This window comes from Psychrobacillus sp. NPDC093180 (assembly GCF_044754065.1).
In the GTDB taxonomy this organism is placed as follows: domain Bacteria; phylum Bacillota; class Bacilli; order Bacillales_A; family Planococcaceae; genus Psychrobacillus.
The window spans coordinates 63023-83072 of sequence record NZ_JBIVOJ010000009.1; the positions used below are offsets into that span (position 1 = coordinate 63023).

The following is a 20050-nucleotide window of genomic DNA, read 5'->3' on the forward strand; positions in this document are numbered from 1 at the left end:
TATCCCTCCTTTTTTCGTTAAACTTCCATTGTTTCAAAGCTTACTTTCGTTTTGAAAAGCTCTGCTTGTTTTTTGGCACGTTCTTTTGTGTTTTGTTTTTCCGCTTCAATAAGCAGGCCTCTCCAGGTGATTGTTTCTGGTAATTCTGCTTTATATGCTGCATCTATTATTGCGAGTTGTTTGGCAAGTTCCTCTTCCATGCCTACAACGATTCCTATTCCGATGCAATTATTTATCTCTACTTTTGCTTCTGTAATAAGGACTTCCCCTATATAAAATAAGGATTTTTTAGCCGATTCACGCATTTTAATCATCGTTAATCCATATTGCGGTTCTAAGATTTCTTTGCATTCATATGCATCTATTATTGTTGCCGATAGCTTTTTTGCTAATTGGCCATTTTCTTGTATGAGAATTTCCATGCGTCTTCTTCTTTTCATCTTGTTGAATCCTCCTTTGCAAGTTCATCTTAACTTGTCGCCAAGTTGTTGTGTTTTAAGGTATCGTAAATGTTTGTAAATTTTCTTAATAATCGGACTTGTATTATTCTTTATGTATAAGCTCCTGGAAAAACTAGCATAATTAAATGGGTAGTTTATGCTATACGGGGATTGTGCGTCGTAAGGAGAGAAATGAAGCGTCCGCCGCACTAAATCCCTCAAATTATGTTATTACAGAATAAAACTTCCTAATAAATGGCTAAGGGAGACCAAACAGCTGACGAGAGCAACCAAAAGACTATTGAGAGCAACTAGTAGCAGTCTGAAAGCAACCAAATTGACCCTGAGAGCAACTAACTTCTCATTCGACAAGTTAACTTGGAGTGAAACGGAAAGGATTTTGAGTGGTTTTTTATAAACGTTGCGCAAATGACCCAAAATGTTGCGTGTCTGCACTTCAACGTTGCGAGTATGGCTGGAAACGTTGCGTATTTATATTTCCCTGCAATTGGCATAAAAAAAACAGGCAAAGGACACTTTCATCCTTTACCTGTTTATGTTCAATCCATCGTTATGTCATATTTAAATTTGTCGCTCCGATACAGTATTTTTGTATGCTCAAGCACTTTGCTTGAAGCTACGTCAATACAATCACTTTCCACAACGATGAGTGGTACCATACTTTTGCAGGATAGTAATTGCTGTTCATCGGAAGTCGGAAATGTAATACTTAACAAGCTTTTTTTACTGGCAAATTCGTCGTAGCCAAGCTTTCGATAGTAAGCAAACATCGATTCGATCTTTGGACCATCTTGTGCAATTTCTGGGAACATCTTATCACTCACATAGGAATTGTGAATGGCAATTGGTTCCCCGTTAATATAACGGATCCTACCTATCTTGTAGACATTATCCTCTTTACTTGCGTTTATATTTTCAAAGAGTTGTTCATTATACGCTATTTTTTCGCAGTGGATATTCTCTGTTTTTAAATCATATCCTGCTTCTTTCATTTTATCTGTGAAACTCGTTTTTCCTGTCAGATGCAATTGAATTTGAGTGGATGCTTCTTTTAAATAACGTCCTTTTCCTTGCACCGAGTAAATGTATCCACGTTCTTCTAATTTTGTCAGAGCGTTTCTTACTGTCATTCTTGGCACTTTATATTTGGTGGTGAGTTCGTTTTCAGATGGTAGTTTTTCTCCATGCTTCATTGTTTTTGAAACGATTCTACGCATGATGTCGTCGATAATTTGTGTTTCCATATCCGCTGAAATCAGAATCTCCTCCCTATGGATGATATCTTTTATTCTACTATTGGTTGTATTAATCTTCTATCGTATACATCAATATCATTTCTATTAAAACAACTACACCAAATATAATGGCAAGTCTGCTTTTATCCGAAAAATATAAAGCTGCTACGACCAGAGCAAATATAATAGATTGAAGCATAATTCTTAATGGAATGGATACAGGAATAGAGGCTTTTGGCGCAATAAAAGTCCCCCAAAAAATCGCCACTAGAAGTGGTGTGCCTACTCCTAGCAAACTATTTATAAGCCATCCACGATTCATATGAAAGCCCCAATAGGAAAAGGCAGCAAGTGCACATAATTCCATTAGAAAGAACAGACCAAATACCGTAGATTGAATAATTATCACGATTAAAGCCCTCCGTATTTTTTCTCTGCTTTTCTAATATATTCTTCTAATTGCTCAGCAGGGTTAAACACTGAGCTTCCATGACATACTTCTAGTCGTTGTGGTTTTAGTTTTTCTACAATGGCAGCACTTTTTACCGCTTTCTCCAGGAAAGGAGTGAACAGAGGAGGTTGTAGCTTTCCCTTTTTAGAATTAAAAAGATCACCACCCAATAACACTTGATCCTTTTCATGATAATACACAACATGACCTGGGGAGTGCCCTGGTGTTAGATATGGTGTTAGTCCACCTACTGATTTCAAGTTTCCAATATCATCTTCAGAAAGAGGTTGCGTTAGCTGTTTAGGCAAGTTGTGTTCCAGTTTCTTTCGTTTTGGGTATAGCACTTCGCCTTCTAAATAAGAAATTTCCATTCGATGCGCATATACCGGTACTTCATGTTCAGCTAAGATACTCTTTACCGCTCCCACATGATCGGAATGTCCATGTGTTAAAAGGATTCGATTTAAAGGCCCGGCGTTAAGTTGGTTCATAAATTTCGTGATTCCTTTTGCCATCATCGGCATTCCTGCATCTACTAATGTGACCCCGTCCTCATCCAAAACTACCCACACATGAATGGGAACTATCATCCACTTTTTTAGGCTCCAAATATGTTCAGAAACTTTTTCCACTTTCATTGTCATGTCCCCTTATTTTAATTTTTCTTTGAAGCCTAATAAAAGAATTTCAATTGCGAGGTCAAACGTTGGTGTCAATCGTTCCATTAATACATTGAGTGGTTCATGCTGATAAGAATAAGTACTTAAAATGCCATTTAATTGATAATAGTAAATTCGGGAAATGGCCAACAATTGTTCATCGTTCGCAAAAGGAAGGCATTCTTGAATAACTAATTTCATTAGCGTAAAAATTTCCAAGCGAAGTTTGTTTATCTCCAGTTCTGGTGCTTCGTTATCTACTCTTGTAGATTTTGCATTGAAAAAGATATCGTACATATTGCGATTATTCAAGCAAAAGTAAACATAATCACGACTAATGTCTTTTAGCCTTTCCTCTGCTGATACAGTCTTTACTTTAGCAATCTTTTGCAGCTGTTCGTGTAACTCCTGCAAAGATGGCATGGAAAGCTGATGCAGCAATTCGTCCTTATCTTTGAAATAAAGATAAATCGTTGTATGTGAATAACCTGCATCCTTTGCGATTTCTCGTATAGTTACTGCATCATATCCTTTGTTAGCAAATAGTTGCCCCGCTGATTGCAAAATCTGTTTTTTTGTTTCCTCTGAACGTTTCTCTTGTTTATTTTTCATATAACCACTTCCTCTCCACCTAACTAACCATTGGTTATAATATAACCAATGGTTAGTTAGGTGTCAATAAGTGGATTTCTTTAAACAGTTGGGCTTTTAGTTGGAAAATTAGTAGATTTAGTTGGAATTTTGAAGGATTTAGTTGTAAAATCGGCGTGTTTAGTTGTAAAAGGATATTTCATCCAGTATTTTCTTTTAAATTGATATTTAAGCACTCAAAAACCCAGAAACATTGACTAGTTTCTGGGTTTATCTCTCTTCTAGGGATTTCTTAGAGGTGGCTTGAAATTAGTTGTTTCAGCTTCTCTTGTAAGTATGGTAAATCTTGCGTAGTGATGGTCAGTCTAATATGACTCTCATCCATTTCAAAAGCTTCTGCTAGAAAACTTCCTATCCCCCGTACTTTTCGGTCTACTTGCATAAGTATTTCTGCAGATTGTTCGGACTGCGATAAAAATATAATTTCCAATTCGTCAAGTCTTCCTCTGTACGGGCCGCTCGTTGGAATAAATTCAAATTCTTGAACAAATGGATAGTGTTTGCGCATTCTTTTAGAAGCCTGTTCACATTCCGCTTTCCTTAATCGGAAGCCAAGTTGTTGAACTTCTTCTAGAATTTGTTTTGCTAGCTTAGAAGGTTTAACCTCAATATAATCTTTATCCGCAGGATCTGCTGCATTTTTTATATCAAGTCCTGTACTCACCCATACTTGTGTCTTTCCAATGGTGATAGGCGTATCAACCGGAAGCTCGATAGAAAATGGAATTACTTTCGTTTCATTTGATTTAATAATTAAGGGTTCATTGATTTTTAGTTTTTTCACTGGTGCTACTTCTGTATATTTTTTATCATCTGACTCTCTAATGTAAGTCGTATATACAGTTAAATAGATAGAGTCAATTTGTTGATCGATATTTCCTCCGTAGACTTCCACTTCGCCTCTCATCATTTCGCCGGCCACATACGCTGTTTTTTCAAGCTTTGTATCTACTTTGGCTCCACCTACTCCGAAACTCGCCAGAACTTTATTAAAAAAAGACATTTGTAAATCCTCCCTCTCACCTTTATTCATTTATATACGCACGTCGTAATTCAAAGGTTTCAAGAAAAGTTTGCAATCCATTATGGGTACTCGAGTTCGGATTCATTCACGAACATGACATTTTCAATACCTACACTGTTATTCAAGATGGAACTATTGACCGTAGAATGTTCTGGATAAATAATAGTATCCGAGTGATCAAAAGTATTCCATCCAAAATACATAGGTTGATACATTATAAACGGCTGGAAAAAGAGACTTGGTTGCATTGCTTCATTCAACTTGTTCCATTCATCTATAACAGAAACCCACTCTGTCTCCAATTGTATGCTTCCATACGTCTTTTCTGAAAGTGAAATCTTTCTTTCCAGTTGAACCGCTGGATCGTAGTGATGAACATCCCCCGATATATGGTAACCTCTTTGTTTAATAGCATATAGTTTCATATAACTAATTTGGTCATTAGAAGGAAAATTCCATACAAAATGATAAGTAGCGGAATCCTTACTATTAATTTTCCATAATCGCAGGTCACCGTTTGTATCAATTTCTTCGACCTTCCATTTCCGATGTTTCCAGACCCAGAAGCTTAAACCATAATTGTTTTCTTGCGAAATATAAGGAACAAATACATGCTGTTTATCAAGATACACTACATCTTGAATGACATCTGCATGAGCTTCCGCATAAAAACTATTCATCTCCTTCAATAACTTATCATCCATTGGAAAAGCATGAGGCTTCGTAAAATAAAACAAATAAAATATAACGATTGTCAGCAATAACATAGCTAGCCCTATCGAAATCACCAATCTTCTCTTCGTCACTTATTTTCCCTCCTCTAATAAGGATTGGTCGGAATGAAAATAAAATTGCTTTTTCGGGGTTACCACTAAGAGACCTTTTCCATCGCCTTCTATATATACATTAGCAATGAGTCCGCTTCCCCATTTAGGTGAAGTATTTATAAGCATATATGGAAAACGTTCCTTTCTTTTGTTTGCCTCTGTATTCATATAAGTCTCGTTATACCATTTGTCACTAAAGAATTGTTTTTCTTTTAAATTATGTATTTGTTTTAATAGATCTTCTTTGATTAGTGAGGTTCCTTTTGCAGATGGATGAATAGCAATAATCGAGGCATTTTCCACGTTTGATATATATGTCTTCATTTCATTTTCAGGATAGATGAAGTGATTGATAGGTATAGCGATTAATGTTGAACTCAAGAAAATGAAATTAGCCAAGAAGCCTAGCCATGCAAAAGGCCGATATTGTTTCCAGCGTCCGTCTTTTCTTTTTAAAAATGCATACAAAATCCATACGCCAAGTGGTAGAATTGCGATCTGAATGCGTGTATCAAATACATTCCAATTAATCGAAAAAGAAAAGAGACCTATTAAGACTACTGTAATTATTTTCCAAGATTTTGGGTGCTCCACTTGTTTTTTATAAATCCGAAATGCCAGTGTACCAATGACTATCCAAGCCAATATGGATGTTGCTACTTCTATGATGTTGCCATTCCACAAGAATATCATCCCCCTCATTTCCTTAAATTCGACAAAACTTCCAGTATTACCTTCAAGAAAAAGCATCACCATCGAATATTTCAAATAGTAACTTCAATGAAAACAAGTTATTACTCCTATCAGACTATAATCGCAAGAAAAAGGACGAAAACAGCAGTTCTAACTTGCTAACATAAATCTAAGGAGGTTTTAATTATGAATAAAATTCAAAAATTTCATAAGCTTCATCAATCTACTGAGCCGTTATTTTTAGGTAATGCGTGGGATTTACTGTCAGCTTTAGTTTTAGAAAAAGTTGGCTTCCAAGCAATCGGAACGACTAGTTGGGGATTGGCTAATTCACTTGGTTTAAAAGACGGAGAACTTGTTGATTTTGATCGGCATTTACAGATCATTCAAACGATCACTGAGCATGTCAATGTTCCGGTATCCGCTGATATTGAAAGTGGTTATGGGGAAACTGTAGAAACAATTGTACACAATGTTTTAAAGACAGCAGACGTTGGAGTAGCGGGTATAAACATAGAAGATTCATTCAAAACGCAAGATGGTTTAAGAGATATCTCTTTGCATGCAAAGCTGTTATTTGAAATTAGAAATGCTTTAGAGCATAGCGGCTTCAAAGATTTCTTTATCAATGCTCGAACAGATACGTATCTCCAAAAGGAAAATCCGCTATTGGAAACAATAGAAAGAGGAAAGGCATATGTGGATAGTGGAGCAAGTGGAATTTTCGTTCCTGGTGTGACGTCGGATGAGGATATCGCAGAAATTTCATCGAAGATAAAAGCCCCACTAAATGTTTTATCTTTACCTGGTCTAACTAATTGTAATAAGCTTAAGGAATTAGGAGTGCGACGATTCAGCTTTGGAAATGCATTATCGGACAAAGTCATTGCTTTTATGGAAATGAATACCGCTCAATTATTTGCATTAAAAGATACAGCACATTTGTATGAAGAATAGACTAGAAAGGACAGGAAGGTGTATACCAGTTATGATCAATCTTACATTTGAAGAAAAGTGGGAAAAAATTATTGCTTGTGATCAGACATATGATGGATTATTTTTATACCGCTGTGAAAACAACAAGAATCTATTGTCGGCCTTCCTGTCGTTCTAGAAAACCAAAGAAACAAAATGTAGAGTTTTATCTGGACAAAGAAAAAGTAGAAGAGGATGGATTTCGTGCTTGTAAAAGGTGCAAACCAGAAGTGAATCAGTCTCCCAACACACAATTTGTTCAAAGTGTTATTACGTTCTTGATCAATCATTCAAATGAAAAAGTTGTGTTGCAAGATATTGCAAATCATGTTGGAGTAAGTACTTATTATTTGGATCGTCTTTTCAAACAAGAGACTTCTGAAACACCACGTATGTATTTAGAAAAAGTAAGAATTGATAAAGCAGCACACTTGTTGAAAAGCACAAATAAAACAAATTTAGAAATTTGTTATGAAGTTGGCTTTCAAAGTACATCCAACTTTTACAAAGTATTTTTTCGTTTGAAAAATTGTACTCCAAGTGAGTACCGACAGAAGGAGACCGTTAGATGAGTAAACTTTTTCAAGTAGATTATCCAACTCCTATTGGGGTTTTGGAAATCGTCGGTACCAATGATGCAGTCCATTCCATCCTGTTTGCAGAGCACGATGTGGTTGTACACCCATTAACAGTGGAAACTCCTATGGCACTTAAAGAATGTTACGTTCAGATGGTTGAATATTTTAAAGGTGAGCGACGGGTATTTTCATTTCCTTCCATTAGCATTGGGACGGATTTTCAAAAAAGTGTATGGAATGCGCTAACAACTATTCCTTATGGGGAAACTGGATCGTATAAAGACATTGCACTGAGCATTGGAAATGAAAAAGCCATTCGTGCAGTAGGAAGTGCAAACGGCAAAAACAAGCTAAGTATCGTAGTTCCTTGCCACCGGATTATCGGTTCTGACGGGAAACTAACTGGATATGCAGGTGGCTTGTGGAGAAAAGAATGGCTACTTGCACATGAAAAAGGTATTACTAGACTTCCAATATGATCGGGGGTCTTTCTTCTTTGATTTTGTTGCTGATTTTTTCTCTTTATCGGTATGGAATATGAGATATCTTAATAGGTACGTTTGGGTATCCAACATTTTTTAAGTAATAGTTAAGGCTTCTTGCAGTGAACTCGTTTGTTCCAGAAGGTCCTACTGTTATTTGCTTAATCGGGAGTTTGTTATCGTTTTGCGTCATTTTGTTATGTGTCAACAATTCAATATAAGGCAAGATAATATTATCGCGGGCACGGAATTTTAGTTCGTGCTGATAGGGCATGCTTTTGGAGTTTGTTACGATGATTCGCCATTCTTTTTCTTCAGAAAACGTGGAATGCTTAAAGAGTGGTAAGAAGTACCCGATTGTTCTAGCTACTTCTTTCGGTGTATATGCTGCTTTTGTGGTATTCATGTCTCTGCTCACTAATGCGATTTCGATAATGCGATGGATAATTTGCTGTTGTAGCTGATGATTATAGATGACTTTTCGTGGGAAGAAGTTTTCTTCACTCAGATGAAAAGAGACGTCAAAAAGAGCAGCATAGTCAAAGCCGATTGATACACCATATTTACTGCGGCTGTATCCTCGCCATTGACTTAGTAAATCTTCACTCTCACAAAAAGACACGACAAAAATATCCGTATCTTGTTCTTCTAGAATTGTAAATACTTCCTCTAAATAGATGCGTCTTGGATTTTCTTTCGGGAACTCTTGTATTAAGTTTTCAACAATTGCCTCACATATTTCCAAGCCATGGCTATATTCTTTGGAATCATTCATAAATTTTATATGAGAAGCCCAGAACGTCTTATTGCTTATAATCCCTTGGGCTCCTTCTAGATCTGTGTAATGATACAACGCTGTTGTATCTTTCGTAAAATGAGATTTGAATTCTTTACTAATGTATGGAATAAGTGATTTAGAAGTGACTTGAGGATTATTCATTTTTGTTTCAAACTGATCATTCGACATCTTTATTCCTCCATCCTTTTAATTCTTCCGGTATCATCGGCTTTGCAAAATAATAGCCCTGGATGATTGGATCCTTACATGTTGCAACTAGAAACTCTACTTGCTCCTTCGTTTCAACCCCTTCAAATACAACTGCTAAGTCTAATGATTCTCCTAGTCTTATAATTGCTTGAATGATCGAAGAGTCTTTTTTCGAATGTGGTATTTCGTCGATAAACGACTTGTCGATCTTTAGGGTGGAGATCGGCATCTGCTTTAAATAGGATAATGAGGAGACACCAGTCCCGAAATCATCTAATGCGACCGAAAAGCCTTCTTGACGAAGAACACTTACAGCTCGCATCGCTTCTGCAATATTTTTCACGAATGTTGTTTCTGTAATTTCTAGCTCTAACTGTGCCGGTCTTATATCATAGTCATTTAACGTCTGCTTTAATACTTCTAATAACCTTGGAGAAGTAACATATTGACCTGGAATATTGATCGCTACTTGTCCAAATGGAATTCCTTCGACATTCCATTTGGATATTTGACGGCAGACTAGTTTGATAATCCAATCTGTCACGTCCTTCATTCGATCATGATTTTCTAATATTGGAATAAAAATACCTGGGGAAAGCATTCCATAAACAGGATGATTCCATCTCAGTAATGTTTCGACTCCCATAATTTCATTGGTCTGCATACTAACTTTAGGTTGATATACAAGATACAAATCACCTTTGAGCATTGCTCCAAACACATCATCGGCAATCTCCCTTTCAAACGTATATGTGTGAATAGAGGGGTCATACGTAACCACTTCATGGTTGTATTGAACAGATGGATGATTTAAAACACTTAATGCATTTGTATATATACTCGATGCTTCCTCATAATTATATGCTTTTGAAATGGCACAGGTCGCTTCAATAGTCACTTCCTGATTTTGAATGAAAAATGGCTGACGAAGTAATTCCGCTACTTTCTCCATCTCTTCTTGCATTTGCTTTTCTTCATACATATCCCTTGTCAAGAAAGCAAAACGATTACCTTCTATTCGGTATAAGTCTACCATCTTGGAGGTGGACAGCTCTAACACATCGGCCACCCATTGAATCACCTCATCGCCAAACTGATAATCGTACTCTCTATTCACTTTTTCTAAATCATGTAAATGCCAAATAGCTAAATGTTCTGGAAATATTGGTTTTCTTAGCTTTTGTTCAAACAAACGGCGATTCGGTAATTTAGTTAACACATCAAAATAGTTGGCCCTGTATTCTACATAACGATCTACCAAGCTAGAAAATAGTAAGGTTCCAAGTAAAACAATCATCCCAATAGCTACACTTATTGCAACCCCATTCATGTCCATCATATGCATATGCATAGAACTAGGAATAAAACCTTTAGGAACATAAAAACTAATAGCTGCCATTCCCGTATAATGCATCGAGGAAACAGCAAGTCCCATGATGATAGCTGTTATAAGCTGAATAAATCGATTCACAACAAAACGACGAAAACCAGAAAATATATATATCGCTATAACAGAAACGATTATCGCTATGACAATAGATGCTATAAACAAGCCCCTATCGTATGTATAGAATAAATCCATCTCCATCGCATACATTCCTAAGTAATGCATGGAAGATATGCCTATTCCCATTACACTACCTGCCAATATGTATGTCCAATAAGTTCTGTTCGAGCGACTAGCAATATAAAATGCTATAAAAGAAGCTAGCATTGCAGGTATAACAGATACAACCGTCAACGATTTATGGTAATGCATTTCAACTGGTAACGAATAAGCACTCATCCCTATAAAATGCATGGACCAAATGCCAAAACCCATCGCTATAGAGGCAAGGACGAGCCAAAAGTTACGATGAAAAAAACTATTTTTATATGCCCGCTCATTCATTGATAATGCAGTATAGGAAGCAATAACGGACATAATAATAGATAATGCTACTATAGGAATAGAATACTCTCCATTTAACTCGATAAAATTGTTACTGGAAGGATTATTAAACAAGTTCCCACTCTTCTCCACGAATATTTTTGTCTTAAAACTATAACATGTAATGGCCTCTTTATAGTTATATAGTATGTGACAAAAAAAGCAAACTACTAAAAAAGTATCCTCTTTTAGTAGTTTGTAAACCTTTTTTACTATTGATACGCTATGAGGGACCTTTAAAGAGAAATTCTTAGTGCAAGGTCGATCTTCTAAGATGTAGAATTACGAAGCCGTTATTTGCCCACCATTTACATGAAGCGTCTGTCCTGTCACAAAACGAGAATCGTCGGAAGCAAGGTACACAAAGGTCGGTGCTACTTCAAATGGTTGCCCTTGTCTTTCCATTGGGTTACCTGCTTGCGTAACTTCATCAGCTGAAAAACTTGATGGTATGAGAGGTGTCCATATTCTGCCTGGTGCAATAGCATTCACACGTATTCCTTTTTTAACTAAACTATTAGCAAGTGCTCGCGTAAAGCCAATAATGGCACCCTTCGTTGCCGTATAATCAATTAATTGATCGTTGCCATCAAATGTTACGACAGAGGATGTATTAATAATAGAGCTACCCGGTTGTAAATGTGGAAGCGCAGCTCGCGTTGTGTAGAAATGTGAATAGATGTTTACTTTAAAGGTATCATCGAATTGCTCATCTGTAATATCAAGCAAGCTTAGTTGTTGAAATTGAATACCTACATGATTACAAAGAATATCTAGCCTTCCAAACGTTTGGATTGTATTTTCCACAATCTCTATACATTGCTTTTTTTCTCTTAAATCCCCCGGCAATAACAAACACCGTTTCCCCAGTTCCTCAATTCTCTTCTTCGTTCGATTTGCATCTTCATGTTCATCTAAGTAGGATATAGCAACATCTGCTCCCTCTTTTGCAAAAGCAATGGTCGCTGCTGCACCTATTCCACTGTCACCACCCGTTATTAGCGCGACTTTTCCGTTTAACTTTCCACTCCCCAGATAGTTTGGATTTTCCATTATCGGACGTGGGTTCATCAATCTTTCTACACCCGGTTGTCGCAATTGACGCTGTTCTGGCACAGTAATCGGAACATCTTCATACCGGGTAATTTTCCCGTAGTTTGGATACATCGGATAGTTTTGATGTTGCTCGTTTTTATTTGTCACGGCTATCCCCCTAAAAATCAATGGTCGGGTTATTTTATGTAAGGATTACTAGTAAGGTGATGAAATACTAAGTAAACATTGAAGTCGATATCGAATAAATTACATAAAATATTATTCGATAGGAGGTTCTGTGTCTTGCAAAGCACAACATCGAATCAGCAGTCAGAAATATTACTTATAAATCATTCCGATGAAAAATTAAAAGTATTATATAATTCGAATGCCACCCCATTTCTACTTCCTAAAATAGGAGCTCGTCCACCCTTTTTCTATAACCCTAGATATGAACAGTATTATCCTCTTATATAGAGAGGTTAATGGGGTACTTCACTATCTTCCCTCAGCGCTAAAAAAACGACCTTTCTCCATTATCGAGAAAGGTCGTTTCAATCATAATCATTCTATTAATATGCAGTCCAACCAGCATCCGCTGTTATTACCGTTCCATTCACAAAACTAGATTCATCTGAGGCAAGGAATAGTGCAACCTTTGCAACCTCTTCAGCTTTACCTGTGCGTGGATTTAGTGCAAGTCCTGCTTGTGTACGCCCAATACCAAATGTATTAATATTCGTCATAGAAGTACCAATATTTGTTTCTACACCACCGGGTGCAATTGCATTACATCTAATTCCTTGTGGTGCATACATAAATCCTGTGTTTTTCGTAAAACCAATTACTGCATGCTTAGAAGCGGTGTAGGTTGCTCCAGCACGTGCTCCATATAACCCACCAGCAGAAGCGACATTCACAATTACACCTTGCTGTTTTTCTAAGAATATTGGCATCACTTTGCGTGTTGCACGCATGACACTAGTTGTATTCACTGCAAATACTAGCTCCCATTTATCGTCCTCAATATCACCAGCAGGCTCAAAGTTGTCCATAATACCCGCGTTGTTTACAAGAATATCAACGGTTCCATATGTGTTGACTGCTGTATCAATAAGATTTTGAATATCCTCTTCTTTTGCAACATTTGCTACAACAGCGATCGCTTCTCCTCCGCTTGCTGTAATTTCTTCCGCCGTTTCCTTTGCGGATGCTTCATTTAAATCGGAAACTACTACTTTTGCTCCTTCTTTCCCGTAAAGGGTAGCAATTGCTCTTCCCATTCCTGATCCTGCTCCCGTTACAACCGCGACTTTAGATTGAAGTCTCATTTTTCTCTACACCCTTTCTATTTGCACACCATTATTTATCAGTTCTATTAAACAGATGTGCAATAAGTTCTTTCTATCCTATAGTATAATGAATCTACACTCAGCCGTTCAATCAGCAAAGAGAGCGATTATTGTACTCTAACATACAATGGAGGTCTAAAATGTCTACTAAATCTATTTATCAGGATAGAAGAATTAGAAAATCGAAGGCTGCTTTAAAAGAATCTCTTATCGCAATAATGAAAGAAAAAGACTTTAAAGAAATATCCATTACTGATATTGTACAAACTGCCGATTTAAATCGCGGTACATTTTATAAGCATTATCAATATAAAGAGGAGCTATTAGAGGAAGCGATCGACGATGTAATTAAGGATTTAATCGATTCTTATCGAGAACCTTATCAAGAGGTAGAAGTTTTAATCGTAAGCAAATTATCTTCTTCTACGATTAAAATATTTGATCATGTGGAAAAGCATTCTAACTTTTATTCATTATTAGTTAAATCGAACGTGTTATTTGAATTACAAAAGAGAATTTGTGATGAACTCAAAAAACTTGTACTACAAGATATTACTAACCATCCATTGCAACATAATATAAATGCAAATTTAATCGCTAGTTACCAAGCCCATGCGATCTGGGGAATGATTAATGAATGGATTCAAAGTGAATTTATATACTCTGCCTCCTATATGGCTGAGCAATTATTAGCCATTCTCCATTCAGATCCTACTAAAAACACCAATAGAAAAACACAGAAAAAACTCCCGAATAGGTAGCTCTTAAGAGCATTCATTCGGGAGTTTCTTTTATTCTTCTACATTATCACTTATTAAACTTGCTAATACATGCACTCTTAAAATGATTCCTTTTATCGTTAAATCTTCGTCTGTAACGACTATTGGATATTTGGAATCAAGCACATATGGAATAATATCCTGTACGTAATCATCCGGTCGAACAGTTTTTACTTCTGTAGACATCACTTCTTGTAACGTCTTTTTCTGTTTAATCCCATCAATCGCTTGATCAATGGTAACAATACCTTGTATTTGGCGCTTGCGATCCGTTACAAATGCGCTTGATATACCATTCTCACGCATTACCTGAGTCGCTACATTCAACCCGTCTTTTAAGGATACTAGCCCATAAGGTTTTGTCATAATATGCTCTGCTTGCAGAATTTTAGAACGATCAATATCTCGGATGAATTCAGATATATAGTTGCTCGCAGGTTTATCTAAAATTTCTTCGGGAGTGCCAATTTGCTCTACTTTCCCATTTTTCATCACCGCTACACGATCTCCGATTTTAAATGCTTCGTTGACATCATGTGTGATAAAAATGATTGTTTTTTGCAATCGGTTTTGTATATCGAGTAGCTCAAGCTGCATTTCTCTTCGGATGAGTGGATCCAGCGCACTGAAAGGTTCATCCATGAGCAGAATATCCGGGTCATTTGCCAACGCCCTTGCAATACCTACCCGTTGGCGCATACCACCTGAAAGCTCATCTGGATATTTGTTTTCATATCCTTTTAGTCCAACTGTTTCTAAATGTTTTTGGGCTATTGCTTGACGTTCTTCTTTAGACATGCCACGTACTTCAAGCCCATATTCGATATTTTCTAGCACAGTCCGATGACTAAAAAGGCCGAAGTGTTGAAACACCATTGCTATTTTTTTCTGGCGATAATATTTAAGCTGATTTTTGTTATAATCTACAACATTTTCCCCATCGACATAAATGGCGCCTGATGTCGGTCGGTTTAAAAGATTTAAACAACGTATCAAAGTGGATTTTCCACTTCCGGAAAGCCCCATAATGACGAATGTTTCACCTTCCATAATTTCCATAGAAGCATTGTAAACACCGACCGTATGTCCTGTTTTTGCGAGAATTTCTTCTTTAGGCATACCGTTTTCAACCATGGAAATTGCCTTTTTAGGTCGTGGTCCAAAGATCTTTGATACATTTTCTAGTTTTAACTTTACTGTCATGCTGCATCCCTCCTATGTTTCTGAAGGCGCCTTGCAATTCCTCCGGTAATTCGGTCAATAATAATCGCTAAGAAAACGATACTTATACCTGCTTCAAAACCAAGAGAAATATCAATTCGATTAATCGCATATAGTACTCGTTCACCGAGTCCCTGTGCCCCAACCATCGATCCGACAACAGCCATAGCCAGCGCCATCATGGTTGTTTGGTTTATACCAGCCATAATTGTCGGTAATGCTTGTGGTAATTGTACTTTCATAAGCATTTGGCTCGTGGATGAACCAAAAGATTGTGCAGATTCAACTACTTCTTCATCTACATTGCGAATTCCTAGTTCTGTTAATCGGATTACGGGAGGTAATGCGTAGATAATCGTCGCAATAACTGCGGGTACATTCCCTAAAGGGAAGAAGAATATAACAGGAATTAAATAAACAAAACTTGGCATCGTCTGCATCGCATCGAGTATCGGTCGCATTATAGTCGACATTACTTTACTAAATGCCATCCCAACACCTAATGGAATACCGATTACAAGAGATAGTACGACGGAGATTAATACGATTGAAATAGTGGTCATCGTTTCTGGCCACAAATCAAAAGTACCGATCAAGAAAATAAAAAATGAAAAAAGAATACCACCATACAAGTTAGTAAAATACCAGCCTAATAAAAAGATAATAACAATAAATAACCACCAAGGAATAGCTAGAAGACCAGCCTCTAGCCCCTTGATCAATGAAGAGGAAATAACAAAAATGAAATCAAAGAACGCATCAAAATGTGATGCTAAAAAATCGATAAACTTTTCTACGCCATCTCCAATTGGTATTCGAACATCAGGAAATTCTGTCATAAAAAGCGAACTGTATCAAAGGAACAGTCGCATTCACCTCACTTTTTTTGGATAAACTAATTCGATCATGAACCCTATTTCAAAGCTGCTTTCACTTTTTCCGCAACTTCCTCAGACACCCAAGTTGTCCAAACATCTTCATGTTCTTTCATCCACCATTGTGCGGCTTCATCAGGATCTGCTCCATTTTCATTCATATAATCTAGTGCTTCTTCTGTTAATGCATTACTTGTCGAATATTTACTTAAAAAATCAACGACATCTTTTGCTTGTGTTGGTAAGTCCTTATGTACTGCGATAACTACATCGTTCGGAGGAAATTCAGTTCCTTTTGACTCTTCCCAAGTTGCTTCATCATATGGATTATCTTCAAGTAAAGTTAAATCATAGCTAGCTGTAACCCATGTTGGTGACCAATAATAACCTACCCACGGAGCTCCCTTTTTGTATGCTCCTGCTAAATCTGCAACAATCGCAGAATCAGATCCTGGTGCTAAATAGTTATACTGCTTATCAAGGCCATATGTTTCAAGTTTCGTCTCCAAGTGTTCACTTACTACCCAACTAGATGGTGCTCCGACAATACGTCCTTTGCTACTATCTTCGGGATCTTGGAAAATCTCTGGATACTTCTCTAAGTCTTGAACCGTTTTTAAATCTGGTGCGATCGGCTCAATGCCTCTTTCTGCATCTCCTTCTATCACGTAAGTTGGAACATATAATCCTTGCGAGTTATCATTAAAGTTTGTAGCCACTTTAACAATATTGCCGCTATCAATTGCTTTCTCATAGATTTCTTTAATGTTATCGGTCCAGACTTCCATATTGACATTAACGTCCCCTTGTTCAAGGGCTTGCATCGTAGCAGCAGTTGTTCCACTTGTCACTTCCGTGTCATAGCCGTAGCCTTCCTCCACGATAAACTGCGCTATGCTATTATGTACACGAACACTATCCCATCCTGCATCGGCAAATTTAATCGTTTTAATACTGTCTGTACTTGCTTCTTCACTACATGCAGCCAACACTAAAACGGTGCAAAGTGAAATGAACAACATCAATTTCCTCATAACTTTCTACCCCTATTCTCTCTTTTTAAATTAGACGCACAGTCCTATCCTCCTCTTAATACCCGTCATCAATAAGTTTAAACATACAAAACTTTTAAAATTATTACACTTCCAAAATTCCCATATTTTTGGAGCATCTAATTTATAACTGTTTATGTTACTAGACTTGAAGTTTCATTGCAAATTGAATAGCCTGAAAAGTCTGTTATTTATTTATTATTATGAATATTTGGAATCAAATTTATCGTTAAATAGTGCATGTTTAGTGGAATTTTTTATGAAATTCAACCCTTTTAATATAGGCCTTTAGATGCTTTCGGTAAAAAATATTAATAATGCTCTTTTTGAAGTGGAAATGCACAAACAACTAGCTTTGCTCTAATAGAGTAAATGGGAATGATGAATGGTATGAGGCACATAATAGGGAACTGCGCGTTAGTGCGTGAAAGAATGAGACGCATGGCGGCGCTTCGCTTTCCGCTAGCGTGCGCCGAGCCGCTGCGTCGCGTGTGACTACAGGGTCTCGCGCTCCCGCATTAAATCCCTCCAATTAAGTAGTGCAGAATAAATATGTCCAAAAAATGGATAAGGGCGACCAAACAGCTGTCGAAAGCAACTAGTTCTAGTCTGAGAGCAACCAAACGACTGTTGAGAGCAACAAGTTGCAGTCTTACAGCAACCAAATTACCCCTGAGAGTAACCAATTTTTCGTGACACAAGTTTACTTGGGATGAGACACTAATAATGGCGCCTCATTGGAATTACTTTACTAAAAGCATCAACTGGCTTGGTTTTGTCGTGTTCAAGTATGACTTTGTCGCGTTCATAGGCTAGTTTGTCGTGTTGACACTATGTTATGTCGCATTACACCATTTATTGGTATTTAATAAGCGGAAAAATAAAATAGGCAATTTGGAATCGATTACTTTTCGATTCCAAATTGCCTATTCATCAAACTACCCGATTTTCCGTTTCTTTTCCTTCCAATACTGCCTCAATAGCTTCCGCATTCATCTGCATCATAGCCATTCGCGTGTGAATACTGGCACTACCGATATGAGGTAGCACGGTTACATTCGATAAAGTGAGGAGTGGATGATCCATTGGCACTGGTTCTACCTCAAATACATCAAGCCCAGCCGCCCAGATTTTATTAGTAGTTAGCGCTTCGTATAAGGCTTGTTCGTCAATAATTCCACCGCGTGCTACGTTAATAATTGCAGCAGTTTCTTTCATCAATCCTAACTCACGTTCTCCAATTAATCCTTTTGTTTCAGCTGTTAATGGAGTTAGCAAAACAACAAAATCTGATTCTCGCAAAAGGGTGTCTAGTTCTACATACGAAAAACCGAATTCTTCCTCCGCCTCTATTTTACGAGTACGATTATTATACAAAACTTTCATGTCAAAACCTTTTGCACGTCTTGCTACTGCTTCCCCTATGCGTCCCATACCGATTATTCCTATTGTTGCACCAAACACATCCATGCCTGTGAGACCCATCGGTGTCCATGATTTCCATCTACCTGCACGAAGATCACGTTCTGCTTCTGTTACCCGTCTAGCTGTCGCTAAAAGTAAGGCAAACGTGAGATCAGCTGTTGTTTCTGTTAAAACTCCTGGTGTATTGGTGACAACGATATTCCGCTCTTTTGCCGCTTCCACATCTATATTATTGTAGCCAACCGCTAAGTTACTAATTACTTTCAAGTGTGGCAGGCTTTCTATTAGTTCTCTATCAACTTTATCTGAAAGCACGGTCCATAGTGCATAAGCGTCTTTTGCTTCCGTTTTTAACTCCTCATAGGTCATTGGAATTTCTTCGCTATGCCACATTTTCACGTCAAACTTTTCTTTTAATGGATCGACTATTTCATTTGGTAATTTTCTAGTTATAAATATTTTTTGCAAAGCACTAACCTCCAAACGCTCTAATAATTTTAGCATGGACGAGTTGGTGAAATTTTTCAACTATATTTACTTTGCTATTTTCATAAGGTATACTGGGGGCACATAAAAAAACTACATACCGTTTTTCGCACTAGGGGTGCCCATTATGGCTGAGATGCGAGCATTTGCTCCGATCCCTTATAACTCGATCAGGATAATACCTGCGTGAGGAAGTGCGGTGACTTTCCGAATTTTTTATAGTGGATAAGTGGCTGCATCTTCACGGATGTGGTCTTTTTTTATGAAAATTTTTCGGGAGGTTTTTATAATGCAATGTGGTTTAAGCCCTATCGTCGGATTTCGTTTTTCGTTACATCCGATGACCAATGATTTTATTTCGGTGATTAAAGGAGCACTTCAAGAAACGGATACGTCGAACGTGTGGATGCATACAGATGATGTATCTACGGTCATTCGCGGGAAACAAGTACATGTATTTAACGTCGCAAAAGCACTAACGCTACATGCTGCTAAAACAGGAGTGCATGTTGCGTTATCAGGGACTTTTTCTGCTGGTTGTCCTGGAGATACTGCAGGGGACGTCTTTTTAGATAAAGGCGATGAGGTGGCGAATGTGGATTCAACGAAGCAATATGTCTCTTCTCAATTTGCTTTATATCCGATGAATAATCCGAATTATATGGATGTCATTTACAGAGAGGTGGAGCGTGCTAAAGAGCGTGGGGTATTCAATGAATCGATGCATTACGCAAGCGGTATTCACGGAGATATTCATGACGTCTTTGCTTTTTATGAGGAGACATTTACACATGCTCGTTCGGAAGAGCATAAACATTTAGTTATGACGGTTTCGATGAGTATTAATAGTCCTTCACATGGAGGTCAATGA

At 37.4% G+C, this 20050-nt stretch carries 20 protein-coding genes, 1 pseudogene and 1 riboswitch; of the genes and pseudogenes, 5 read left to right on the plus strand and 16 right to left on the minus strand.

Annotation, left to right across the window (positions count from 1 at the left end; translation table 11 throughout):
• Positions 1-17 precede the first annotated feature (17 nt).
• The 8 genes from phnG to ACIP9W_RS14470 form a co-directional block, all read right to left on the minus strand.
• Positions 18-440, minus strand: a complete 423-nt coding sequence (phnG, locus tag ACIP9W_RS14435) for a phosphonate C-P lyase system protein PhnG (protein WP_400790670.1) — start codon at positions 438-440, stop codon at positions 18-20.
• A 560-nt stretch (positions 441-1000) separates the two neighbouring features.
• Entirely contained in the window at positions 1001-1705 is a 705-nt protein-coding gene (locus ACIP9W_RS14440) for a GntR family transcriptional regulator (RefSeq protein ID WP_400790673.1), read from the minus strand.
• A 61-nt stretch (positions 1706-1766) separates the two neighbouring features.
• Positions 1767-2105 (minus strand): YrdB family protein, encoded by a 339-nt coding sequence (locus tag ACIP9W_RS14445; RefSeq protein ID WP_400790675.1) that lies wholly within the window; start codon positions 2103-2105, stop codon positions 1767-1769.
• Positions 2106-2107: 2 nt separating this feature from the next.
• The gene (locus tag ACIP9W_RS14450; protein WP_400790677.1) at positions 2108-2785 is read right to left on the minus strand and encodes an MBL fold metallo-hydrolase; all 678 of its coding nucleotides are present in this window, start codon (positions 2783-2785) and stop codon (positions 2108-2110) included.
• A gap of 12 nt (positions 2786-2797) precedes the next feature.
• Positions 2798-3418 (minus strand): TetR/AcrR family transcriptional regulator, encoded by a 621-nt coding sequence (locus ACIP9W_RS14455; protein WP_400790680.1) that lies wholly within the window; start codon positions 3416-3418, stop codon positions 2798-2800.
• 271 nt (positions 3419-3689) lie between these two features.
• Complete coding sequence (locus ACIP9W_RS14460) at positions 3690-4460, minus strand: sporulation protein (protein WP_400790683.1); 771 nt, start codon at positions 4458-4460, stop codon at positions 3690-3692.
• An 80-nt stretch (positions 4461-4540) separates the two neighbouring features.
• Complete coding sequence (locus tag ACIP9W_RS14465) at positions 4541-5287, minus strand: hypothetical protein (RefSeq protein ID WP_400790686.1); 747 nt, start codon at positions 5285-5287, stop codon at positions 4541-4543.
• Positions 5288-5992: a hypothetical protein gene (locus ACIP9W_RS14470; RefSeq protein ID WP_400790688.1), complete on the minus strand. Its 705-nt coding sequence runs from the start codon at positions 5990-5992 to the stop codon at positions 5288-5290.
• A gap of 195 nt (positions 5993-6187) precedes the next feature.
• Between ACIP9W_RS14470 and ACIP9W_RS14475 the strand changes: the two genes are divergently transcribed.
• The 3 genes and pseudogenes from ACIP9W_RS14475 to ACIP9W_RS14485 all read left to right on the plus strand — a co-directional run bounded on the left by ACIP9W_RS14475 (position 6188) and on the right by ACIP9W_RS14485 (position 8033).
• Entirely contained in the window at positions 6188-6958 is a 771-nt protein-coding gene (locus tag ACIP9W_RS14475) for an isocitrate lyase/PEP mutase family protein (RefSeq protein ID WP_400790691.1), read from the plus strand.
• A gap of 31 nt (positions 6959-6989) precedes the next feature.
• Positions 6990-7548 (plus strand): annotated as a pseudogene (locus ACIP9W_RS14480) (bifunctional transcriptional activator/DNA repair enzyme AdaA).
• Positions 7545-8033, plus strand: a complete 489-nt coding sequence (locus tag ACIP9W_RS14485; protein ID WP_400790694.1) for a methylated-DNA--[protein]-cysteine S-methyltransferase — start codon at positions 7545-7547, stop codon at positions 8031-8033. Before ACIP9W_RS14480 ends, ACIP9W_RS14485 begins: the two are co-directional and overlap by 4 nt.
• A gap of 43 nt (positions 8034-8076) precedes the next feature.
• On the opposite strand, the gene ACIP9W_RS14490 is transcribed toward ACIP9W_RS14485, so the two are convergent.
• The 4 genes from ACIP9W_RS14490 to ACIP9W_RS14505 all read right to left on the minus strand — a co-directional run bounded on the left by ACIP9W_RS14490 (position 8077) and on the right by ACIP9W_RS14505 (position 13320).
• Positions 8077-9003, minus strand: coding sequence for a DUF2971 domain-containing protein (locus ACIP9W_RS14490; RefSeq protein WP_400790697.1), 927 nt, complete (start codon positions 9001-9003; stop codon positions 8077-8079).
• Positions 8993-11029 carry a bifunctional diguanylate cyclase/phosphodiesterase gene (locus ACIP9W_RS14495; protein ID WP_400790700.1) on the minus strand — a complete coding sequence of 679 codons (2037 nt, stop codon included), beginning with the start codon at positions 11027-11029 and terminating at the stop codon, positions 8993-8995. Before ACIP9W_RS14495 ends, ACIP9W_RS14490 begins: the two co-directional genes overlap by 11 nt.
• 207 nt (positions 11030-11236) lie before the next feature.
• Positions 11237-12121, minus strand: a complete 885-nt coding sequence (locus ACIP9W_RS14500) for an SDR family oxidoreductase (RefSeq protein ID WP_400791089.1) — start codon at positions 12119-12121, stop codon at positions 11237-11239.
• A 440-nt stretch (positions 12122-12561) separates the two neighbouring features.
• Positions 12562-13320, minus strand: coding sequence for an SDR family oxidoreductase (locus ACIP9W_RS14505; protein WP_400790703.1), 759 nt, complete (start codon positions 13318-13320; stop codon positions 12562-12564).
• 161 nt (positions 13321-13481) lie between these two features.
• On the opposite strand from ACIP9W_RS14505, the gene ACIP9W_RS14510 reads away from it, so the two are divergent.
• A complete protein-coding gene (locus tag ACIP9W_RS14510; RefSeq protein WP_400790706.1) occupies positions 13482-14102 on the plus strand; it encodes a TetR/AcrR family transcriptional regulator in 621 nt (206 codons plus the stop codon).
• A 30-nt stretch (positions 14103-14132) separates the two neighbouring features.
• Here ACIP9W_RS14510 and ACIP9W_RS14515 read toward each other — a convergent pair whose 3' ends face one another.
• The 4 genes from ACIP9W_RS14515 to ACIP9W_RS14530 all read right to left on the minus strand — a co-directional run bounded on the left by ACIP9W_RS14515 (position 14133) and on the right by ACIP9W_RS14530 (position 19197).
• Positions 14133-15323 carry a quaternary amine ABC transporter ATP-binding protein gene (locus ACIP9W_RS14515; RefSeq protein ID WP_400790708.1) on the minus strand — a complete coding sequence of 397 codons (1191 nt, stop codon included), beginning with the start codon at positions 15321-15323 and terminating at the stop codon, positions 14133-14135.
• Positions 15320-16180, minus strand: coding sequence for an ABC transporter permease (locus ACIP9W_RS14520; RefSeq protein WP_282242565.1), 861 nt, complete (start codon positions 16178-16180; stop codon positions 15320-15322). The genes ACIP9W_RS14515 and ACIP9W_RS14520 overlap by 4 nt, the downstream gene beginning before the upstream one ends.
• Before the next feature lie 74 nt (positions 16181-16254).
• The gene (locus tag ACIP9W_RS14525; RefSeq protein ID WP_400790711.1) at positions 16255-17250 is read right to left on the minus strand and encodes an ABC transporter substrate-binding protein; all 996 of its coding nucleotides are present in this window, start codon (positions 17248-17250) and stop codon (positions 16255-16257) included.
• A gap of 951 nt (positions 17251-18201) precedes the next feature.
• Positions 18202-19197: a 2-hydroxyacid dehydrogenase gene (locus ACIP9W_RS14530; protein WP_400791091.1), complete on the minus strand. Its 996-nt coding sequence runs from the start codon at positions 19195-19197 to the stop codon at positions 18202-18204.
• A gap of 86 nt (positions 19198-19283) precedes the next feature.
• Positions 19284-19389, plus strand: a riboswitch (TPP riboswitch).
• A gap of 79 nt (positions 19390-19468) precedes the next feature.
• Here ACIP9W_RS14530 and ACIP9W_RS14535 point away from each other — a divergent pair.
• Positions 19469-20050: a YkoF family thiamine/hydroxymethylpyrimidine-binding protein gene (locus ACIP9W_RS14535; protein WP_400790713.1), complete on the plus strand. Its 582-nt coding sequence runs from the start codon at positions 19469-19471 to the stop codon at positions 20048-20050.